A 20559-nucleotide genomic window follows, 5' to 3' on the forward strand; every position below is an offset into this window, starting at 1 on the left:
CTGGCACTGACCCGCAACAACTTGCGCCCTGCCCCGGCATTTGGCGCTATCATGGGCGCCTTGAACCAAGACCACGAGATTGCCAACAGATGTCAGAACCAAAAGGTGTAAACGGCTACCTGATCACTAAGCGAGCAGACGGCTGGCACTTGATCAATTTTCACGGTGACAGCGTTGCCGGCGTATTCGAGTCCGAAAGCATGGCGATCGCCGTCGCCGAAGTGTTTGTGGATGAGGCAGGCCATGCATCGAGCAAGCGGCCGAAAACCAAGTAAGCCTCTTTGCACTGCTTTGAAAGCCCCGTTAAACGGGGCTTTTTTGTTTGTCTGTACCTAGATGGCAGTTCGCTATAATCTTCAACAACGCCACGACAGTGTCAGCGCGCCCTTCCAATACCCTCGATGACGACCCCCTCTATGAAAAAAATCCTGGCACTGACCGCGGTACTGGCACTCGCCGGCTGCACCACCGCCTCCGACACCCTGCTGAAAAATGGCGAGCAAGGCCTGACCATCGACTGCTCGGGCGAGGCCAATTCATGGGCCAGTTGCTACGAGAAGGCGGACGCCTCCTGCGCGGGCACCGGCTACCGCATCGTCGGCACCAATGGCACGCCGGCACTCAAGGAAAGCGACAAGACCCTGGGCCAGGACGTGGGCAACTTCAAAGGCCGCAGCGTGGTGGTGGTCTGCAAGTAACGTTGCTACAGGTGCACTTCAGCGAACTTGATCCCCAGGCCCCGCAGGATTTCGATCAGGTCATCCAGGCGAGCAAATGATTCGACCTCATCCTGTTCGTCCACCAGGAAGTAGCTGCGCCCGCCGCTCTTCTTGAAAAATACGATCCACTCGCCCAGATCGGCGGGGTTCTGGATGACATGGGTGGCCGAGATCTGCCCTTCGGCATGGCGGGCTTTGACGTGTTCTCGTTTCATAACCGGCTTTCCAGAAAAACAAATGCCGCTCAAACCCCGGGTTTGAGCGGCATCTTTATAGTGAATGCCCGACAGTTTAACGGATGCATACCGTCCCTGCAGGGTAAGGGCTTTTTTTTATCGGGTGTGAGGGATGAGTCTGGAGCTCAACCGGAAATGCATTCTTCCCCCGCCTTCTTCACGTCGCCCGGGCGGATCGGCACATTGGACATGCTTTCATAAAGCTTGATGCTGCTACCGCTGGAGCGGTCTTCGATTTCAAAGATCGCCGACGGGTCTGCCGAGAACTTCTGCGGCACGATCACCTGAATGCCGTCTTTATGGGGTTCGATTTGCGGCGGCCGACGGGTCGCCTCCAATTTGCGTACCACACACGCCGCATATTCCTGCGGTTTCTTCCCTGAGATGACCACCAATGTTGGCGGGGTCTGCTTGATATCTGCAACCGAAGCACACCCACCTATTGCCAAGGCCAGCACCAACACACTCCACTTCATACAAAAACCTCCGATAAAGACCCTACGACAGCGGGGATGGTAATTTTCTCCCACCAACGTAGGATTTATCTGTGATAACTCGGTAAATAACTGTTTTAAATTGTCGAAGTCGTCGACGACGGCCCGATAATAAACGCGCTGGGGCTGATAAACTCCATCTTAACCTACGTATCGTTCTGATTTTTCAGAAAAAGCCCTTCTGGAGACACCCCATGAAATTCATCCACCAGCGTGAGCACCTCAACGAGGGAGACATTGTCGTCATCGAATGCTCGCAGACCTGCAATATTCGCCTGATGAGCGATGCGAACTTTCGCAGCTTCAAAAATGGCGGCCGCCATACCTACCACGGCGGCGCATTTGATAAATTCCCGGCCAAGATCACCGCGCCCAGCACCGGGTTCTGGAACATCACCCTGGATGTGGTGACCCGTCGCGCCATCAGCGTGACCCGTAAACCTGCGTTGTCCCACAAGATCCGTATCGTTCGTCGTACCAGCAGCAAGCTGAGCTGACCTGAACACCTGACAGGAAAAAAGCTGTGACCACCACAACCAAATACGTCATCAAGTACAAGCTCAACGGCGAACGCCGCTTTGAATTTGCCCAGTTGCACAACAACAGCATCGAAGAAGCCAAGCAAGCCTTGGCAAAAATTCATGATGCCAACGACGAAATCACCGACATCAACGTGAGCAAGGCGCTGTAAGCCATGCCTGGCCCTACCGCCGATTTGTTTGCCGACGAGGCCCTGCAACAGCCTGCCGGGCGCGAGCAAATTGGCGAAGAGTCCTATGTACTAAGGGGCTATGCCCTGCCCTGGATCGAGCGGTTATTGCCTGAACTGCGGCGTGTCCTGGCTCAATCACCGTTTCGGCAGATGGTCACTCCCGGCGGCTTTACCATGTCTGCGGCGCTGAGCAGTTGCGGCGAGCTGGGCTGGACCACCGACGCCCATGGCTATCGCTACAGCCCACTCGACCCGCGCAGCCAGCAACCTTGGCCCGTCATGCCCGACACATTGCGCCAACTGGCGGTGGCTGCGGCTATCGAGGCCGGCTTTGGCGGTTTTCAACCCGATGCCTGCTTGATCAACCGTTACGTACCGGGGGCGAAGATGTCCCTGCATCAGGATAAGAACGAGCGCAGCTACAGCGCGCCCGTGGTGTCGGTGTCCCTGGGGCTGCCGGCGATTTTCCTGTTCGGTGGCCATGCGCGCAGCGACAAAACCCAAAAGGTCTCGCTGTTTCATGGTGATGTGGCGGTGTGGGGCGGCGTTGATCGCCTGCGCTTTCATGGCGTGATGCCGATCAAGGACGGCGTGCATCCGGTCATGGGCCCGCAGCGCATCAACCTGACCTTTCGCACCGCCGGTTAATTTGACCGCAAGCTTCGGAGTGTCGATGGCGAGCGGCAGGCTTAATCTGCTCCTGAACCGTCAAGAGTGCAGGCCATGAACAACGAACACGATCCGCGCTGGGCTGCCATTATTGCCCGTGATGCCAAGGCCGACGCCTTGTTTGTCTACGGCGTGAAAACCACCGGCGTGTATTGCCGCCCCAGCAGCGCTTCGCGTTTGCCGCGCCCGGAGAATGTCGAGTTTTTCGACACGCCGGCGCAGGCCGAAGCCGCCGGTTATCGTCCCAGTAAACGCGCTGCCGGCGACCAGACCCAGTTGGCCGCTCACCATGGGCAACTGGTGGCCGAGGCCTGCCGGCAAATCGAGCAGGCCGAAACTCCGCCTAGCCTGGATGTGCTGGCCCGATGCGCCGGGCTGAGTCCCTTTCACTTCCACCGCGTATTCAAAGCCAGCACCGGCTTGACCCCCAGGGGTTACGCCAGCGCCCTGCGTTCACGCAGAGTGCGCGACGGCCTCAAGGGCCAGCATTCGGTGACGGACACCCTGTATGACGCGGGCTTTAATTCCAATAGCCGCTTTTATGAAGCCGCCGACCAAGTGCTTGGCATGAGACCTCGAGACTACAAAGGCGGCGGCGCCAATAACACCATCCGCTTTGCCGTTGGCCAGTGCTCGCTGGGGGCGATTCTGGTGGCGCAAAGCCAACGTGGCGTGTGTGCGATTTTATTGGGTGATGATCCGGACAAACTGGTGCGCGACCTGCAAGACCAGTTTCCCAAGGCTGAGTTGATCGGCGCGGATCAGGGTTTCGAACAACTGGTGGCCCACGTCGTCGGCTTTGTCGAGGCCCCTGCCTTGGGCCTGGATTTGCCCTTGGACCTGCGCGGCACAGCCTTTCAGGAGCGGGTGTGGCAGGCGTTGCGCGAAATCCCTGCGGGCAGCACCGCCAGCTATGCGCAGATTGCCGAGCGTATCGGTGCCCCCTCCTCCTTTCGCGCCGTGGCCCAGGCTTGCGGTGCCAACCACCTGGCGGTGGCGATTCCCTGTCATCGCGTGGTGCGCAGCAATGGCGAGCTGTCGGGCTACCGCTGGGGCGTAGAGCGCAAGCGCCAGTTACTCGAGCGCGAAACCCAGCCCCACAAAACGCCGCTTCCGTCCAGTGAATAAAACAGACTGGCCGGGTGCTGATTGCCCTGCTAAAACAGCGAAAAGCCCTACTAACGCTGGAGAAGCACCCCATGAGCACCTGGCCATACACCCGCATTCTTGACCTGTTGGGCATTGAGGTGCCGATCATCCAGGCGCCGATGGCTGGCGCGACGACCACCGCCATGGTCATCGCCGCCCAGCAAGCCGGAGCCCTGGGCTCGATGCCTGCGGCGGCGCTGAGCCTGGAGCAACTGCGCGATGCCTTGGCTCTCATTCGCCAGGCCAGTCATGCGCCGCTGAACATCAACTTCTTCTGCCATCAACCGCCCGATGCCGATGACGCGCGGGACCAGGCTTGGAAGGCCTTGCTGCAACCTTACTACCATGAGCTGGGCGCCGACTTCGATGCGCCAACCCCGGTGTCCAACCGCGCGCCGTTCAATGACGCAGCCTGCCAGGTAGTGGAAGCGTTTCGGCCAGAAGTGGTGAGCTTTCATTTTGGCCTGCCAGAGAAGTCTTTGCTGGACCGGGTAAAAGCCACCGGTGCCAAGGTGCTGTCATCGGCCACCACTGTCGAGGAAGCCGTGTGGCTGGAACAGCACGGCTGCGACGCGATTATCGCCATGGGCATCGAAGCTGGTGGGCATCGTGGCCTGTTTCTCAGCGATGACCTCAACAGCCAGATCGGCTTGATGGCGCTGCTACCGCAGATTGTCGACGCGGTCAGCGTGCCGGTGATTGCTGCGGGCGGAATCGGCGATGCGCGCGGCATCGTCGCCGCCTTTGCGCTGGGCGCTTCGGCAGTGCAGGTCGGCACGGCATACCTGTTCACACCCGAAGCTACGGTAAGCGCCTCCCATCACCATGCGCTGCGCCATGCCCAAGCCAGCGAAACCGCGCTGACCAACCTGTTTACCGGCCGCCCGGCGCGGGGCATCGTCAACCGGGTGATGCGTGAGCTCGGCGCAATCAATCCAGCGGCGCCGGCGTTCCCCAAAGCTGGAGGCGCATTAATGCCGCTCAAGGCCAAGGATGAAGCCGGTTTCAGTAACCTGTGGGCAGGCCAGGCCCTGAGGCTCGGCAAAGACCTGTCCACCTATGACCTGACCCGCGAATTGGCCGAGCACGCGCTAGCCAGATTCACCCGCGACTGACCTGCGCAGCAACTTGGTGCTATACCGGCAATAGCCTACCGCTATATATTCCCATACATAGCGGTAAGCCTCTTTACCTACAACCTGCCGTACACCTTCAAGGAGTTGCTTCATGATGACCCGCGTTTCGCACCTGGCCCCCCTGCTTGCCGCCTTTGCCTTGGGTACGGCCCATGCCGATGAAGTGCAGGTGGCCGTGGCCGCCAACTTCACCGCCCCGATCCAGGCGATTGCCGCCGATTTCGAGAAAGACACCGGCCATAAACTGGTCGCGGCTTACGGTGCCACCGGGCAGTTCTACACCCAGATCAAGAACGGCGCGCCATTTGAGGTGTTCCTCAGCGCCGATGACACCACCCCGCAAAAACTCGAAAGCGAAGGCGCTACGGTCAAGGGTTCACGCTTCACCTACGCGGTCGGCACCCTGGCGCTGTGGTCGGCCAAAGAAGGCTATGTGGATGCCAAGGGTGATGTGCTGAAGAAAAACCAATTCAAGCACTTGTCCATCGCCAACCCCAAAACAGCGCCCTACGGCCTGGCAGCCACCCAATTGCTGGCCAGGGAAGGCTTGAGCGACCAGGTCAAGGACAAGCTCGTCGAGGGCCAGAACATCACCCAGGCTTATCAGTTTGTGTCCACCGGTAACGCCGAGCTGGGTTTTGTGGCCTTGTCGCAGATCTACAAAGACGGCAAAGTCACCGGCGGTTCGGCGTGGATTGTTCCGGCCTCCCTGCATGACCCGATCAAACAGGACGCCGTAATCCTCAATAAGGGCAAGGACAGCGCCGCCGCCAAGGCTCTGGTGGACTACCTCAAAGGCCCGAAAGCGGCTGCCGTTATCAAATCCTACGGTTACGAGCTGTAAATGCCCCTGACGAGTGCTGATTTTTCTGCGATCTGGTTGACCCTCAAACTGGCCTCACTGACCACCCTGATCCTATTGATCATCGGCACACCGATCGCCCTGTGGCTGTCGCGCACCCGTTCCAAGTGGCGCGGCCCCATCGGCGCAGTGGTCGCACTGCCGTTGGTGTTGCCGCCAACGGTCATCGGCTTCTATTTACTGTTGGCCATGGGGCCCAACGGGTACGTCGGCCAGTTCACCCAGTGGCTGGGCCTGGGCACCCTCACCTTCAGTTTCGCCGGGCTGGTGATTGGCTCGGTGATCTACTCCATGCCCTTCGTGGTGCAGCCGTTGCAGAATGCGTTTTCTAGCATCGGCACGCGCCCGCTGGAAGTGGCCGCGACCTTGCGCGCCAACCCGTGGGACACGTTTTTCACGGTGATCCTGCCGCTGGCACGCCCTGGGTTTATCACCGCCTCGATCCTGGGCTTTGCCCATACCGTCGGTGAGTTCGGCGTGGTGCTGATGATCGGCGGCAATATCCCGGACAAGACCCGTGTCGTCTCAGTGCAGATCTACGACCACGTCGAAGCCATGGAATATGCCCAGGCCCATTGGCTGGCCGGCGCCATGGTGGTGTTCGCCTTCCTCGTGTTGCTGGCGCTCTATTCCAGCCGTAAAACCAAGATGGGCTGGAGCTGATCGCGATGATGGATATACGCCTGCACCTGAAGTATTGCGCCTTCACACTGGATGTTGACCTGCAATTGCCCGGCCGTGGCGTGAGTGCGCTGTACGGGCATTCTGGCTCCGGCAAGACCACGTGCCTGCGCTGCATCGCCGGATTGGAACGCGCCGAACACGGTTTTGTACAAGTCAACGGCGAGGTCTGGCAAGACAGCCGCAAAGGGCTGTTTGTACCGCCGCATAAACGCGCCCTGGGCTATGTGTTCCAGGAGGCGAGCCTGTTTGCGCACCTGTCGGTGCGCGCCAATCTGGAGTTCGGCCTCAAACGTATTCCGCGCCCGCAACAGCGCGTGGACTTGGCCCAGGCCACCGAACTGTTGGGCATCGGGCACTTGCTTGAGCGTCACCCGCAACACTTGTCCGGCGGCGAGCGCCAACGCATCGGCATCGCCCGCGCCTTGCTCACCAGCCCCAAGTTGTTGTTGATGGATGAACCGCTGGCGGCGCTGGACAGCCAGCGCAAAAGCGAGATATTGCCTTACCTGGAACGCCTGCACGACGAGCTGGATATCCCGGTGCTGTACGTCAGCCATGCCCAGGACGAAGTGGCGCGACTGGCCGACCATATTGTCTTGCTCAGCGACGGCAAGGCCCTGGCCAGCGGCCCGATCGGCGAGACCCTGGCGCGCCTCGACCTGCCCTTGGCGCTGGGCGACGATGCCGGCGTGGTGATCGCCGGCAGCGTCGTTGCCTACGACGCGCACTATCAGTTGCTCACTCTGCAGTTACCCGATTGCCCGTTGCAGATGCGCGTGGCCCATGTCCCGCTGGCGGTGGGCAACCCGCTGCGGGTCAAGGTCCAGGCACGGGATGTAAGCCTGAGCCTGCAGGCCCAGGAACACAGCAGCATCCTCAACCGCTTGCCGGTGACCGTCACCCAGACTATTGGCGCGGACAACAGCGCCCACGTGCTGGTGCGCCTCGACGCCGGCGGCACGCCCTTGCTGGCACGCATCACGCGCTTCTCACACGACCAGTTGCAACTGCATCCGGGCCAGACACTGTGGGCGCAAATCAAGGCGGTGGCGGTGCTGGCTTAACCATTTGGCACGACCGCGGGGTGCTGCGGTCAATCAGACATACCGGCCTGATTTGTTGCCAAGGAACCCGCCCCATGCCTGACTCTTCGCTACCCGCCGACCTGCCCCGCGACCTGCATTATGTGGATGACACCCAGCCCGGCATCCGCCGTAAAAAAGTGCGAGGCAAGTTCCAGTATCTGAACGCCAAGGGCGAGCGCATTACCGACGCGGACGAAATAAAACGCCTGAACGCCTTGGCGGTGCCGCCCGCCTACACCGACGTGTGGATCTGTGCCGACCCTCGCGGCCACCTGCAAGCCACCGGCCGCGACGCCCGTGGCCGCAAGCAATACCGTTACCACCCACGCTGGCGCGAGGTGCGCGACAGCGACAAGTACTCGCGCTTGCAGGCTTTTGGCGCCGCGTTGCCCAAATTGCGCAAACAGCTCGAAGCTCAAATCGCCGAGCCGGGGTTTACCCGCGAAAAGGTGTTGGCCACGGTGGTGATGTTGCTGGACGCCACGCTGATCCGCGTCGGCAATACCCAATATGCCCGTGAAAACAAATCCTACGGGCTGACCACCTTGCGCAACCGCCATGTGGACATCAAGGGCAGTGAGATCCAGTTCCAGTTTCGTGGCAAGAGTGGCGTGGAGCATCAAGTCAGCGTCAAGGATCGGCGCCTGGCCCGGGTGGTCAAGCGTTGCATGGAATTGCCGGGGCAAAACCTGTTCCAGTACCTCGACGAAGACGGTGAGCGGCATACCGTCAGCTCACAGGACGTCAACGACTACCTGCACAGCCTGACCGGCGAAGACTTTACCGCCAAGGACTACCGCACCTGGGCTGGTACAGCAATGGCGCTGGCAGTGTTGCGCGAGTTGGCGTGGCAGCCCGAATCCGACGCCAAGCGGCATGTGGTGGCGATGGTCAAGGATGTCTCCCGGCAGTTGGGCAATACGCCGGCGGTGTGCCGCAAGTGCTATATCCATCCGGCGGTGCTCGAGCATTTCAGCCTCGGCGAGTTGTCGAAGTTGCCCAAGCCGCGGGTGCGCAAAGGCTTGAAAGCCGAAGAAGTCGCGCTGGCGATGTTCCTGGAAAAACTGGCCGAAGACTTGCCGCACAAAGTTAAGGTGGGTTAGGCTCTGCCTCCCTTCTGACTCACGGGATGACCGCCGACGTGAACATCTAAGCCTTCCAAAATGTATCTGCAACGAGCCGCTGGCGCGCTTGTTGGCCTGTTCGACATTTTTTTGGAGGTGCTGATGACTGACGTCAAACGGCTGCCCGCTCTTGTTTCCCTGCAACACCTGTCTTTCCAGTTCGCCAATGGCGAAACCCTGCTGGCCGACGTGAACCTGTCCATTGATCAAACGCCTACCGGTATCGTCGGGCGCAATGGACGGGGCAAAAGTATCCTGGCCAGGTTGATGGCCGGCGTGCTGCTGCCCTCCTCCGGCACGTTGAAAAAACCGGCCCACGTTGCCTATGTGCCCCAGGCCATCACGGCTCAACCAGGGCAAACCATCGCCGATATCACCGCAACTGCCGCAGCCTTGGCTGCCCTTGCACGTATGGCCCAGGGCGATGCACGCCTCGGTGACCTGGAACTGATCGACGATCGCTGGGACCTCGCCGAGCGCCTGCGCCAGGCACTGGATGCAGCGGGTTTGCAGACCCTCAGTGCCAGTACCCCGGCCGATCAACTCAGCGGTGGCCAACTCGCCAGGGTCGCGCTGATCGGGGCGTTGTTGGCTGCGCCGCAGTTGCTGATTCTGGATGAGCCCAGTAACCACCTTGATGCTGCCGGGCGCGATTGGCTGTTGCGTGTGTTGCGCGATTGGCGAGGTGGCCTGGTGGTGGTCAGCCATGATCGACAGTTGCTCAACGTCATGGGTCGCATCATTGAGCTTTCGCCCCTTGGCATTCAGGTCTACGGCGGCAACTACGACGCCTATCGCCAGCAACGCGATACTCACCAGCAGGCCGCGATTGCTGCGTGGGAACAGGCGCGTCTGGCCCGCAGCCGTGAGCGTCGGCGTCTGCAAAAAGACCACGACGACCTGCAGCGCCATGCCGCACGCGCACGTAAACAGGCCGAGACCGCCAACGTCGACCGTTTTACCAAGGCGCGCTGGAAAAGCGCAGCAAAGGAGATCGTCAGCAGCGTGCGTAGCGCCCATCATGCGTGCAAAAACCAACTCGACGCCCAGGTGCGCCAGGCTTACGAGCGCGTGGCGGATGAGACGCCCACACTGCTCGCATTATCAGGCTCGACGGTCCCCAATGGCCGCCAGGTACTGGTGCTGGAGCAGGCGCAATTGCCCTGGCTCGATCCCCTGGCGCCCGTCAGCTACCTGACGCTAAACCTGACAGGTCCGGCTCGCGTTGCCGTGCGTGGGCCGAACGGTTGCGGCAAATCGACCTTGCTCAAACTGCTGGCCGGCCACTGGCAGGCGGTCAGTGGCAAGTGCAGCGTAGCGGTGCCCAGTGCGTACATTGATCAGCACCTGGCGCTGCTGGACGACCGGCGCAGCCTTGTCGAGCAACTCAACCTGCTCGACACGCCGCTGGCCGAAGCCGAACTGCGCACACGTCTGGCGTTTTTGCAGCTGGACGCGCTGCGGGTTACGCAGCCGGCAGGGCAACTCAGCGGCGGCGAGCGCTTGAAAGCCGCGATGGCCCTGGCCTTGTGGCGTGATACACCGGCGCAATTACTGTTGTTGGATGAACCCACCAACCACCTGGACCTGGAGTCAGTGCTAGCGTTTGAGCAGGCTTTGAAGGGGTTTACCGGCGCGCTGCTGGCCGTATCACACGACGAGGCATTCTTGCAGGCGATCGAGCCGACTCACCATCTGACGTGGCACGCCACCGGCTGGCAACTGGAGCGTGTCTGAGGTCATTGCGCGGACAGGCAAAGCGCCCTACGGTAGTGGCCGGATAATCTCACCGAGGAAACCAGCCCCATGCTGCCTTCGTCCCGCAAGCCTTACACCAATGCCACGCTCGCCCGTCGTCAGCGCTGGCGCGGGCGCGTGGGCTTGATGCTGGTGGCCTGCCTGTCGGTGCTGGCGGGCATGACCGATGCGATCGGTTTTATGGCCAGCGGCGATTTCGTCTCGTTCATGAGTGGTAACACCACGCGCCTGGCGGTGGCCATCAGTGCGGGCGACCTGGGGCTCACCGGGCGCCTGGTATTGCTGGTCACCACCTTCGTGGTCGGCAATGCCTTGGGCGTGCTGGTCAGCCGTTTCAGCAAGCGCCATGCGTTGCCCTTATTACTGTGCATCGGCGCCTTGCTCTGCGCTGCGGCGTTGTGGCCATCGACCGACACCTTGCCCGCGTTGCTCGCAGCTATCATTGCCATGGGCATGCTCAACGCGGCCGTCGAGGAAGTGAACGGGCTGCCGGTGGGGCTGACCTACGTCACCGGAGCGCTGTCACGCTTTGGTCGCGGGCTCGGCCGTTGGTTATTGGGGGAGCGCCGCAATGGCTGGCGCGTGCAATTGATTCCGTGGGGCGGGATGTTCATTGGCGCTGTGATCGGTGCACTGCTGGAACAGCAGATGGGCCTGCGCGCATTGTGGGTCAGTGGTGCGTTGGCTGCGGCCTTGGGGGTGGCGACACTGTTGATTCCGCGACGCTGGCACTTGGGTTTCATGCCCCGGTGAGGTTGGGGTGGAGGAGCTCGTTCGACGTTTAAGCCTCGACATCCGTGTACCGGTAAAGAGCCATCACGTCGAACGAGCAAGTGAATCATAGGCCAATGCCCAGCGGCTGTCCCGCCAGGCATTTCGGAATATGGCTAAGGCAACCGACTTACAGACAAGTGGCCAGTGCTGCCAGGCGACGTTTGGCCGGCATATTGTCCTGTGCTGCATAGTAGTTGACCGTAGAACCCGCGCCGGTGCTGAGTACATCGACAAAGTAATCGCCACCGGTGGTATACACCGTAAAACCACCCGCCTCGGTCGCTTCCTTGAAGCCGCCAGCATCGACGCCGAACACGCTTTCATCCTGCCAGCCGAACTGGATGCACTGGGCAACGACCAGAGTGGCCTTGTCTGATGCCAGGGTCTTGTAGGGGCTGCCTGCGCGCGCTTCCTTCATCTTCGAACCGGCGCAACCGGTCAGTGCCGCCAGTATCAATGCGCCCATTACCACTTTGTGCATGCCATTGCTTCCTTGGAAAAACCGTGACTCTACCACTGTGCGTCTGCCAACTGACGCGCCCATGAACTTTGTTTCACTGTGAAGGGCAAACACGCCGCCTATAGTGGCCAGGCTCATTTTTTAGAAGTCTCCCTTCTGCCCGCCACCCCGCGGGCTTTTTTTTTGCCCGGGTGTCAAAACCACCAACGGAACAGATAGAACAGCGCCATGCTCAATAGCACCGTGGTCAACACGCTGCGCGTCCAGTACATCAACGCCACGGCGCAGATGCCGGCCAGCAGATAAGGGTTGCTCGGGCTCAGGTTGAGCCGATGGTCAGCCAGGAAAATAATCGGCCCGCAGATCGCGGTGAGCATGCCCGGCACGGCGAAGCCCAGAAATTCACGCGCACCGCGATTGAGCCGTACTGGCAAGCGCGGCTCGATAAACAGGTAACGGTTGAAGAACACCACCAGGCCCATGGCCACAATCATCAGGTAAATCATCGTTGCCCCACTCCCAGCCGTTTACAGGCAAACCCCGCGCTCATCCCCAACACACCCGAGACCACCACCGCCGACTCCCAGTGCAGATAACTCAACCAGACCGAGCTCAGCAGTGCCACGGCAACGCATACCACCGTGGGCACGTCGCGCACCACAGGGGTGATCAAGGCGATAAAGGTCGCGGCAATCGAGAACTCCAGCCCCAATTGATCAAGGCCGGGAATGCTTTTGCCCAGCACAATGCCGGCAAGGGTGAAGAGGTTCCAGACCAGGTAAAACGTCAGGCCGACGCCCAGGGCGTACCAGCGGTTGAAGGTCTCGCGGTCGTAGTGGTTGACCAGGGCAAAGAATTCATCGGTCAACAAGAACCCCAGGCTCATGCGCCAACGGGTGTTGAGCGAAGACAGCGTAGGACGCATGTGCATGCCATAGAGCAGATGCTGGGATGTGAGCAGTAAGGTGGTCAGCACGATGGAAATCAGGCTGGCACCGCTCTTGACCATGCCGATGGCCACCAGTTGTGCGGCACCGGCAAACACAATGGCAGACAAGCCTTGGGCTTGCAGCGGGGTAAATTGTGCGTCGATGGCCATGGAGCCGGCCAGCAACCCCCAGGGCGCACACGCCAGGGATAAGGGAATGACGGCGATGGCGCCGCGGGTGAAGGCGTAATGAGGTAATGCAGTGGGCATGGAAGCGGCTCATCGACAGACAGTCGACAAGCATGCCAGCGCGAACGAAAGCTTGTCTTGAACGATCTTGCTCAGGCGAGCTTTACCGAAACCTGCTCCACCGAATCCCGGGCTTCGCGCAATTCATACGCATCCTGGTTCAGCCGGTGGATGGTATTGAGCAGGCGCTGGCGCAGCACTTCATCGCCGAGTTTTTCCACGGCGCGCATCAGGTCAAAGGCCGCGGTTTCGTTATTTTCCGCGACGGAATCCAGGGTCTTGCGCAGGTTGCGGGTGGCTCGGGTCACGCGGGGTCTTCCTTCATCAGCAATGGGCAGGCACGTTAGGACATTTGTGTTTCATTTTAATTTCAAACAGTTGTGGCGCTTTCAAAGGGTTTTGATCCATATCAATTGAAACAAGATTTGACCTATATATATGCAAATACGTATATTCGAATATATCCACTTGAAAAGTCCTTGACCATGTCAGACCTCTTCTCTCCTCCCACCCTGTTCAAGTGCCTGGCCGATGCCACCCGTGCACGGGTGACCTTACTGATCCTGCGCGAGGGCGAACTTTGCGTGTGTGAGTTGATCCATGCCTTGGACGACAGCCAGCCAAAAATCTCCCGCCATCTCGCGCAATTGCGCAGTTGCGGGCTACTGGTGGACCGACGTCAAGGGCAATGGATCTACTACCGCATCAATCCGGCACTGCCCGCCTGGGTTACTCAGGTGCTGGACACCACTCTGCAAGCCAACCAGCCATGGTTGCAGGATGACGCACTGCGTCTGAATGCAATGGGCGACAGACCACAACGGGCCAGCACCTGCTGCTGAGCCATCGGAGCGTTTATTCATGCTTGTCGCAATTGCGATTTTCCTCGTCACCATCGTGCTGGTCATCTGGCAACCCAAGGGCCTGGGCGTCGGCTGGAGTGCCACACTGGGCGCGATCCTGGCGCTGGCCTGCGGGGTGATCAGCCTGGCGGACATCCCGGCGGTGTGGCAGATCATCTGGAACGCCACCGGCACCTTCGTCGCGCTGATCATCATCAGCCTGTTGCTGGACGAAGCCGGTTTCTTCGCCTGGACGGCGCTGCATGTGGCGCGCTGGGGGCGTGGCCGCGGCCGGCGGTTGTTTGCCTATATGGTGTTGCTGGGTGCGCTGGTATCGGCGCTGTTTGCCAACGACGGTGCGGCGTTGATCCTGACGCCTATCGTGATGTCGATGCTGCTGGCCTTGCGCTTTTCCCCGGCGGCGACCCTGGCCTTCGTCATGGGCGCAGGGTTTATCGCCGACACGGCGAGCCTGCCGCTGGTGGTGTCGAACCTGGTGAATATCGTCTCGGCGGACTATTTCAAGATTGGCTTCAACGAATACGCCGCGGTGATGGTGCCGGTGAACCTGGTCAGTGTCGCCGCCACGCTCGCGGTGCTGCTGTGGTTTTTCCGCCGGGATATTCCGCAGACCTACAACCCGTCCGACCTGGAAGACCCCGCCAGTGCCATCCATGACCGTGCGACCTTTCGTGCCGGTTGGTGGGTACTCGGTATTTTGCTGGTCGGCTGTTTCGCCCTGGAACCGTTGGGCATTCCCATCAGTGCGATCTCGGCGTTCTGTGCGGTACTGCTGCTGGTGATTGCTGCCAAAGGTCATCAGATTTCCACGCGCAAGGTCCTCAAGGAAGCCCCGTGGCAGATCGTGATTTTTTCCCTGGGCATGTACCTGGTGGTCTATGGCCTGCGTAACGCCGGCCTGACCGACTACCTGGCCACCTGGCTCGATACCTTCGCCACCTATGGTGTGTGGGGCGCGGCCATGGGCACCGGGGTGCTGACCGCGCTGCTCTCATCAGCCATGAATAACCTGCCGACCGTGCTGATTGGCGCGTTGTCCATCGAGTCCAGCCATGCCGTGGGCGTGGTCAAGGACGCGATGATCTACGCCAATGTGATCGGCAGCGACCTGGGCCCGAAAATCACCCCCATCGGCAGCCTGGCCACCTTGTTGTGGTTGCATATCCTGGCACGCAAAGGCATCACCATCACCTGGGGTTACTACTTCAAGGTCGGGATCGTGCTGACCCTGCCCGTCCTGCTGATCACCCTCGCCGCCCTCGCCTTGCGCCTGAGCGTCTAATGGAGACTGCAATGAAAGTGCTGTTCATGTGTACCGCCAACAGCTGCCGCAGCATCTTGTCCGAAGCGATGTTCAACCACCTGGCGCCGCCGGGCTTTGAAGCGATCAGCGCCGGCAGTTTTCCCAAGGGCCAGGTCTTGCCCCGTAGCCTGAGCACGCTGCAGGCGGCGGGCATCAGCATCGAAGGTTTGTACAGCAAGGGCAATGAGGCCTTTCAAGACAGCCCGCCTGATGTGGTCATCACCGTGTGCGATAAAGCAGCCGGTGAAGCGTGCCCCGTATATTTCGGCCCAGCGGTGAAGACGCATTGGGGTCTGGAGGACCCTTCCGAAATGCAGGGTGACGAGGCGCAAGTAGAGGCTGCATTCAAGGCCACCCTCGACATTATCACCGCACGCTGCGAGGCGTTTTTTGCGCTGCCCTTTGCACGTCTATCGCCGGATGAATTGAAGGCTGAACTCCACCGCATTGCCTCAACGCCGCAGACTTTGTAGGAGCAAGCTTGCTCGCGAAAAACTCATAGGCACCGCGGTCATTCAGGAAACGCGCGTTATCGTTGACGCTTTTCGCGAGCAAGCTCGCTCCTACAGGGGGCGCTGATCCTGTGGGCAATACACGGCCAGTGTGGGAGCTGGCTTGCCTGCGATAGCGGTGGTTCAGTTGAAGATTCAGTCGCTGACGCGCCGCCATCGCGGGCGTTCCTACAGAGGGCGTGGTATCCCTCTCCCGGACTGACGTATGCTCTGGCACTTTCTCGAAAGGAACTGAGCATGCTGTCGATCTTTGTCTATGCGCTGGTATTCGGTTTTGTATTTTGCCTTTCCCCCGGCGCCGTGCTGGCAGAGACTCTGCGCCGCGGCTTGCTCCATGGCTTCACGCCGGCGTTGCTGGTGCAGTTCGGCTCACTGGTGGGCGACGCCGTCTGGGCCGTGATTGGCCTCACCGGTATCGCACTGCTGATCCAGCATGATGCAGTGCGGGTTCCACTTACAATCGTCTGCGCGCTGTACCTGGCCTGGCTGGGCATTCGCAGCCTGATTGATGCCTGGCAGTTACCGGCAATGGACAATGCCCCTGCCAGCTCAGGCAAAAATGCGTTGGCGGTGGGCGCGGCGATTTCCTTGGCTAATCCGAAAAACATCGTCTACTGGGGCGCCTTGGGAAGCGCACTGTCGGGGATTGTCGGCACCACCCCCAGTCACGGACAGACCCTGATGTTTTTTGCCGGCTTCATGCTGGCGTCGGTACTCTCGTGTTTTCTTACCGCCGCCTTGGTGAACCTGCTACGCAAGAACGCATCACCGACTTGGCAGCGTGTGAGTTATGCGGCCTGCGGTTTAGTATTGATCTATCTGGCACTCCTCGCCGCGCAAGGTGTATGAAGTTATTCAACTCACAACTTACGCGCGCCTCTTGTCTGAACAAACTCTGAACACGGGCTAATTTAATTAATCATGCGTTGACATTCTGTGACGCCCTGAGTAGATTGCCCGTGCCCGCAACTGGGGCCTTTTTTAAACCTCACAAAAGAAGCCAATGGACACAGTATCTAGTCGCTGTCCGAGCACCGCCTTTGCGGGCATCGGGCGCCAAACCCAGAATATGACAGGACTCGCGTTCCAGGTCCGGTAAGCTGCGCTAGAGCTTGATGCTCCACCGTAACTGCCTCACCGGTCGCCCGTCCGGTCCCGAGGTGTGTTATGACCTTCCAACTCCTTGTTTTGCCTGATACGCGCACACTGGTCGCAGCCCTGCACGCCAAGCTGTGCCGAGCGCCGGCGGGCTTTTCGCCAAGCCGCTCGACCTTTGTCACACCCTCCCCTCAAGTGCGCCCAGCCCCGCCGCTGGCGCACTGGCGTATCTGCCCTGAAAGCGGCCACCTGGTGCAGCACTGGGATCATGCCGACCCTCAAGACCCGCAGAGACCCCAGGTTTCCTGCCTGGCGCAAGCGCGCTTGATGCTCGGTTTCTACCTGAGTACTCACGCCGCCTGACCTCGCTGGAAACAGCAACTTTCTTATTGATGACCCTGGAGTTCTTTATGAACACGTCCAGTAGTAGCCTGCTGCACGCTAGTTAACTAACTTGCTGTTAGCGGGCCCTTCAGAAGTTATTTGAATACTTTATTTGAACCGATCGCGAAGTCCGCGGCTCGGCATGCTTTCGCTCGCCTGTCTGCAGGTAAGTAGAGGGTATGTTTTGTCGAGAATTGGCGACAGGAGTACAGACAATGAGCGCCGTAAAAAACACGCCTCTGCACAAGAAAAATGGCACCGCTGCCGACACCAGGCTGTCGATGCGTGCCGCCCGCGAAGCCCACAATGGCCTGGCGGCCACCCTCGCCAATGTACGCGCCACCCAGGACGGCCTGACCGAACTGGACGCCTCGGCGCGCCTGCAACGCGAAGGCTATAACGAAGTGGCCCATGACAAGCCGCCACACGCTATCGTCCAGTTCCTGCAGGCACTGAACAACCCCTTCATCTACGTGCTGTTGACCCTGGGCGGTATCAGCTTTGTCACCGACTATTGGTTGCCACTTCAGGCAGGTGAAGAAGTCGACCTGACCAAAGTCATCATCATCATGACCATGGTGTTGCTCAGCAGCCTGCTGCGTTTCTGGCAAGAACACCGCTCGGCCAAATCCGCAGAAGCCCTCAAGGCCATGGTACGCACCACCGCCACCGTGCTGCGCCGCGAGCAGGTTGGCGCCCAGCCCTTCTTGCGCGAAGTGCCGATGCGCGACCTGGTGGCCGGCGACATCGTGCAGCTGTCAGCCGGCGACATGATCCCCGCCGATATCCGCCTGATCGAGTCCCGCGACCTGTTTATCAGCCAGGCCGTGCTGACCGGCGAAGCCTTGCCGGTGGAGAAGTACGACACCCTGGGCGATGTCACGCAAAAGTCCGCCTCTACCCTGGCCGCCGACCAGGGCAACCTGCTGGACTTGCCGAACATCTGCTTCATGGGCACCAACGTGGTCAGCGGCCGCGCTAAAGCAGTGGTGGTGGCAACAGGGCCGCGCACTTACTTTGGCTCCCTGGCCAAGGCGATTGTCGGCTCGCGGGTGCAAACCGCCTTCGACCGGGGCGTGAACAGTGTCAGCTGGCTGCTGATCCGCTTCATGCTGGTGATGGTACCCATCGTGTTTTTCCTCAATGGCTTCTCCAAGGGCGATTGGGGCGATGCCTTCCTGTTTGCCCTGGCGGTAGCCGTCGGCCTTACCCCGGAAATGCTGCCGATGATCGTCAGCGCCAACCTGGCCAAGGGGGCTACGGCCATGGCCAAGCGCAAAGTGGTGGTCAAGCGCCTCAATGCGATCCAGAACTTCGGCTCGATGGATGTGCTGTGCACTGACAAGACCGGCACCCTCACCCAGGACAAGATCATCCTCGAGCATCACGTCAATGCCTTTGGCCAGCGCGATGACGCCGTGCTGTCCCTGGCGTGGCTCAACAGCTTTCACCAGAGCGGCATGAAAAACCTGATGGACCAGGCGGTGGTGCAGTTCTCGGAACAGAACCCCAAGTTCCAGGTGCCGTTTGCCTACAGCAAGGTCGATGAATTGCCGTTCGACTTTGTCCGTCGTCGCCTGTCGATCGTGGTCAAGGATGCCGCCGGTGATCAGTTGCTGGTATGCAAGGGAGCGGTGGAAGAGATGCTGAGCATTTCTACCCATGTCATGGAGGCCGGCGAAGCCTTGCCCCTGGATGACCGCCGTCGTGAGGCGCTACTGGCGCTCGCCAATGATTACAACGAAGACGGTTTCCGCGTGCTGGTGGTAGCGACCCGCAATATCCCTAAAGCGCTGGCACGCCAGCAGTACACCACCAGCGACGAACGCAACCTGGTGATCCAGGGCTTCCTGACGTTCCTGGACCCACCGAAGGAAACCGCAGGTCCGGCCATTGCGGCGCTGCAACAGATTGGCGTGGCGATCAAGGTGTTGACCGGCGACAACGCCGTGGTCACCAGCAAGATCTGCCGCCAGGTTGGCCTGGAACCCGGCCAGCCGCTGCTGGGTGTGGAAATCGAAGCCATGGACGACGCCACCCTGCTGCGCCGCGTAGAAGAGCGCACCGTATTCGCCAAGCTCACGCCGCTGCAAAAATCCCGCGTGCTCAAGGCGCTGCAAACCAACGGGCACACCGTCGGCTTCCTCGGTGACGGTATCAACGATGCACCGGCGCTGCGGGATGCCGATGTGGGTATTTCGGTGGACAGCGGCACCGACATCGCCAAGGAATCGGCCGACATCATCCTGCTGGAAAAGAGCCTGATGGTGCTGGAAGAAGGCGTACTCAAGGGCCGCGAAACCTTCGGCAATATCATGAAGTACCTGAACATGACTGCCAGCTCCAACTTCGGCAACGTGTTCTCGGTGCTGGTGGCCAGTGCGTTCATCCCGTTCATGCCGATGCTGGCGATCCATCTGCTGCTGCAGAACCTGATGTACGACATCTCCCAACTGGCCCTGCCGTGGGACAAGATGGACAAGGAATACCTGGCCAAGCCACGCAAGTGGGATGCGAAAAACATCGGCCGCTTCATGATCTGGATCGGGCCGACCTCGTCGATCTTCGACATCACCACCTTTGCGCTGATGTGGTACGTGTTCTCGGCCAACAGTGTGGAAATGCAGACGCTGTTCCAGTCCGGCTGGTTTATCGAAGGGCTGCTCTCGCAAACCCTGGTGGTGCATATGCTACGCACCCGCAAGATCCCGTTCTTCCAGAGCACGGCCGCCTGGCCGGTGTTGATGATGACCTGCATCGTGATCGCCCTGGGCATCTACGTGCCGTTCTCACCGCTGGGCACCCTGGTGGGCCTGCAACCGCTGCCGCTGGCGTACTTCCCATGGCTGGTGGGCACCTTGCTGGCTTACTGCTGCGTCGCCCAACTGATGAAGACGATCTACATCCGCCGCTTCAAACAGTGGTACTGACCCTCCCCGCCGTTCAAACGCAGGCGGCCGCCCGGTCGCCTGCGTGCAATACAAGGATTTGCTCATGCGCGTGTTGATCTGTGCAGGTCGTCATTACGCCGACACCAAAAAGTCCCGCCATGTGCTGGACGCTTACCACCGCCTGCGCCCGGTGCAGGTACTGATCCACGGCGGCAACCAGTTCCTGGGCAGTGAGATCGAGGAATGGGCCCGGGAAATCGGTATCGACGTAGTGCGTTATCCACCCAATTGGCAGCGCCATGGCAAACAGGCGGAACGCCAGCGCAATCACTTCATGCTGGCCGACAGCCGCCCCGATCTGATCATCGCCCTGCCTGGCGGTGACGATACCTCGGAGCTGGTTTGCCAGGCCAAAGCCAGCGGCATTTCGGTGCTGACCGTAGAAAGCTGAACTCAAGCGAGGTGCATC

The 20559-nt window shown here is 60.2% G+C and carries 26 protein-coding genes; 20 read left to right on the top strand and 6 right to left on the bottom strand.

The window, feature by feature from the left end; all coding sequences use genetic code 11:
* Nucleotides 1-89: 89 nt before the first annotated feature.
* Together OC445_RS20100 and OC445_RS20105 are read left to right on the top strand one after the other, a co-directional pair.
* Nucleotides 90-275 (top strand): hypothetical protein, encoded by a 186-nt coding sequence (locus OC445_RS20100; protein WP_034127495.1) that lies wholly within the window; start codon nucleotides 90-92, stop codon nucleotides 273-275.
* 141 nt (nucleotides 276-416) lie between these two features.
* Nucleotides 417-698, top strand: coding sequence for a hypothetical protein (locus tag OC445_RS20105; RefSeq protein ID WP_003191312.1), 282 nt, complete (start codon nucleotides 417-419; stop codon nucleotides 696-698).
* A 5-nt stretch (nucleotides 699-703) separates the two neighbouring features.
* On the opposite strand, the gene OC445_RS20110 is transcribed toward OC445_RS20105, so the two are convergent.
* Both OC445_RS20110 and OC445_RS20115 read right to left on the bottom strand, forming a co-directional pair.
* Nucleotides 704-934 carry a hypothetical protein gene (locus OC445_RS20110; protein ID WP_034127497.1) on the bottom strand — a complete coding sequence of 77 codons (231 nt, stop codon included), beginning with the start codon at nucleotides 932-934 and terminating at the stop codon, nucleotides 704-706.
* A gap of 146 nt (nucleotides 935-1080) precedes the next feature.
* Nucleotides 1081-1431, bottom strand: a complete 351-nt coding sequence (locus tag OC445_RS20115; RefSeq protein ID WP_003191317.1) for a hypothetical protein — start codon at nucleotides 1429-1431, stop codon at nucleotides 1081-1083.
* A gap of 212 nt (nucleotides 1432-1643) precedes the next feature.
* On the opposite strand from OC445_RS20115, the gene OC445_RS20120 reads away from it, so the two are divergent.
* The 11 genes from OC445_RS20120 to OC445_RS20170 all read left to right on the top strand — a co-directional run bounded on the left by OC445_RS20120 (nucleotide 1644) and on the right by OC445_RS20170 (nucleotide 11381).
* Nucleotides 1644-1946: a DUF1883 domain-containing protein gene (locus tag OC445_RS20120; RefSeq protein WP_003191319.1), complete on the top strand. Its 303-nt coding sequence runs from the start codon at nucleotides 1644-1646 to the stop codon at nucleotides 1944-1946.
* A 26-nt stretch (nucleotides 1947-1972) separates the two neighbouring features.
* Complete coding sequence (locus tag OC445_RS20125; RefSeq protein WP_169918926.1) at nucleotides 1973-2140, top strand: hypothetical protein; 168 nt, start codon at nucleotides 1973-1975, stop codon at nucleotides 2138-2140.
* Nucleotides 2141-2143: 3 nt separating this feature from the next.
* Nucleotides 2144-2809: a DNA oxidative demethylase AlkB gene (gene alkB, locus OC445_RS20130; RefSeq protein WP_262020302.1), complete on the top strand. Its 666-nt coding sequence runs from the start codon at nucleotides 2144-2146 to the stop codon at nucleotides 2807-2809.
* Nucleotides 2810-2884: 75 nt separating this feature from the next.
* On the top strand, nucleotides 2885-3958 hold the full coding sequence (ada, locus tag OC445_RS20135; protein ID WP_181124296.1) for a bifunctional DNA-binding transcriptional regulator/O6-methylguanine-DNA methyltransferase Ada: 1074 nt from the start codon (nucleotides 2885-2887) through the stop codon (nucleotides 3956-3958).
* A 71-nt stretch (nucleotides 3959-4029) separates the two neighbouring features.
* Nucleotides 4030-5094, top strand: a complete 1065-nt coding sequence (locus OC445_RS20140) for an NAD(P)H-dependent flavin oxidoreductase (RefSeq protein ID WP_181124294.1) — start codon at nucleotides 4030-4032, stop codon at nucleotides 5092-5094.
* A 112-nt stretch (nucleotides 5095-5206) separates the two neighbouring features.
* Nucleotides 5207-5959 (top strand): molybdate ABC transporter substrate-binding protein, encoded by a 753-nt coding sequence (modA, locus tag OC445_RS20145; RefSeq protein WP_405648158.1) that lies wholly within the window; start codon nucleotides 5207-5209, stop codon nucleotides 5957-5959.
* Complete coding sequence (modB, locus tag OC445_RS20150) at nucleotides 5960-6640, top strand: molybdate ABC transporter permease subunit (RefSeq protein ID WP_060764759.1); 681 nt, start codon at nucleotides 5960-5962, stop codon at nucleotides 6638-6640.
* 5 nt (nucleotides 6641-6645) lie between these two features.
* The gene (gene modC, locus OC445_RS20155) at nucleotides 6646-7725 is read left to right on the top strand and encodes a molybdenum ABC transporter ATP-binding protein (RefSeq protein WP_262020303.1); all 1080 of its coding nucleotides are present in this window, start codon (nucleotides 6646-6648) and stop codon (nucleotides 7723-7725) included.
* 74 nt (nucleotides 7726-7799) lie between these two features.
* On the top strand, nucleotides 7800-8849 hold the full coding sequence (locus tag OC445_RS20160) for a DNA topoisomerase IB (protein ID WP_034127504.1): 1050 nt from the start codon (nucleotides 7800-7802) through the stop codon (nucleotides 8847-8849).
* A 123-nt stretch (nucleotides 8850-8972) separates the two neighbouring features.
* Nucleotides 8973-10607 carry an ABC-F family ATP-binding cassette domain-containing protein gene (locus OC445_RS20165; RefSeq protein ID WP_198791305.1) on the top strand — a complete coding sequence of 545 codons (1635 nt, stop codon included), beginning with the start codon at nucleotides 8973-8975 and terminating at the stop codon, nucleotides 10605-10607.
* 69 nt (nucleotides 10608-10676) lie between these two features.
* A complete protein-coding gene (locus OC445_RS20170) occupies nucleotides 10677-11381 on the top strand; it encodes a YoaK family protein (protein ID WP_057975835.1) in 705 nt (234 codons plus the stop codon).
* A gap of 148 nt (nucleotides 11382-11529) precedes the next feature.
* Here the strand turns inward: OC445_RS20170 and OC445_RS20175 are convergent, their stop codons facing one another.
* The 4 genes from OC445_RS20175 to OC445_RS20190 all read right to left on the bottom strand — a co-directional run bounded on the left by OC445_RS20175 (nucleotide 11530) and on the right by OC445_RS20190 (nucleotide 13347).
* Entirely contained in the window at nucleotides 11530-11883 is a 354-nt protein-coding gene (locus OC445_RS20175) for a hypothetical protein (RefSeq protein ID WP_054897292.1), read from the bottom strand.
* A 173-nt stretch (nucleotides 11884-12056) separates the two neighbouring features.
* On the bottom strand, nucleotides 12057-12368 hold the full coding sequence (locus tag OC445_RS20180; RefSeq protein ID WP_014718527.1) for an AzlD domain-containing protein: 312 nt from the start codon (nucleotides 12366-12368) through the stop codon (nucleotides 12057-12059).
* Nucleotides 12365-13060: an AzlC family ABC transporter permease gene (locus tag OC445_RS20185; protein ID WP_054897293.1), complete on the bottom strand. Its 696-nt coding sequence runs from the start codon at nucleotides 13058-13060 to the stop codon at nucleotides 12365-12367. The genes OC445_RS20180 and OC445_RS20185 overlap by 4 nt, the downstream gene beginning before the upstream one ends.
* A 71-nt stretch (nucleotides 13061-13131) precedes the next feature.
* Nucleotides 13132-13347: a hypothetical protein gene (locus OC445_RS20190; protein ID WP_003191339.1), complete on the bottom strand. Its 216-nt coding sequence runs from the start codon at nucleotides 13345-13347 to the stop codon at nucleotides 13132-13134.
* Nucleotides 13348-13524: 177 nt separating this feature from the next.
* On the opposite strand from OC445_RS20190, the gene OC445_RS20195 reads away from it, so the two are divergent.
* The 7 genes from OC445_RS20195 to OC445_RS20225 all read left to right on the top strand — a co-directional run bounded on the left by OC445_RS20195 (nucleotide 13525) and on the right by OC445_RS20225 (nucleotide 20541).
* Nucleotides 13525-13881 (top strand): metalloregulator ArsR/SmtB family transcription factor, encoded by a 357-nt coding sequence (locus OC445_RS20195; protein WP_034127507.1) that lies wholly within the window; start codon nucleotides 13525-13527, stop codon nucleotides 13879-13881.
* A gap of 19 nt (nucleotides 13882-13900) precedes the next feature.
* Nucleotides 13901-15184, top strand: coding sequence for an arsenic transporter (locus OC445_RS20200; RefSeq protein ID WP_089041761.1), 1284 nt, complete (start codon nucleotides 13901-13903; stop codon nucleotides 15182-15184).
* 11 nt (nucleotides 15185-15195) lie between these two features.
* Nucleotides 15196-15678, top strand: a complete 483-nt coding sequence (locus OC445_RS20205) for an arsenate reductase ArsC (RefSeq protein ID WP_186527358.1) — start codon at nucleotides 15196-15198, stop codon at nucleotides 15676-15678.
* Nucleotides 15679-15954: 276 nt separating this feature from the next.
* Complete coding sequence (locus OC445_RS20210; protein WP_054897296.1) at nucleotides 15955-16566, top strand: LysE family transporter; 612 nt, start codon at nucleotides 15955-15957, stop codon at nucleotides 16564-16566.
* Nucleotides 16567-16884: 318 nt separating this feature from the next.
* Nucleotides 16885-17178: a hypothetical protein gene (locus OC445_RS20215; RefSeq protein ID WP_127881565.1), complete on the top strand. Its 294-nt coding sequence runs from the start codon at nucleotides 16885-16887 to the stop codon at nucleotides 17176-17178.
* Nucleotides 17179-17414: 236 nt separating this feature from the next.
* A complete protein-coding gene (mgtA, locus tag OC445_RS20220) occupies nucleotides 17415-20129 on the top strand; it encodes a magnesium-translocating P-type ATPase (RefSeq protein ID WP_072446563.1) in 2715 nt (904 codons plus the stop codon).
* 64 nt (nucleotides 20130-20193) lie between these two features.
* Nucleotides 20194-20541, top strand: coding sequence for a DUF2493 domain-containing protein (locus OC445_RS20225; RefSeq protein ID WP_003191350.1), 348 nt, complete (start codon nucleotides 20194-20196; stop codon nucleotides 20539-20541).
* The last annotated feature ends 18 nt before the right edge of the window (nucleotides 20542-20559 follow it).

It is taken from the genome of Pseudomonas sp. Pse35 (assembly GCF_024519715.1).
GTDB lineage: Bacteria > Pseudomonadota > Gammaproteobacteria > Pseudomonadales > Pseudomonadaceae > Aquipseudomonas > Aquipseudomonas paracarnis.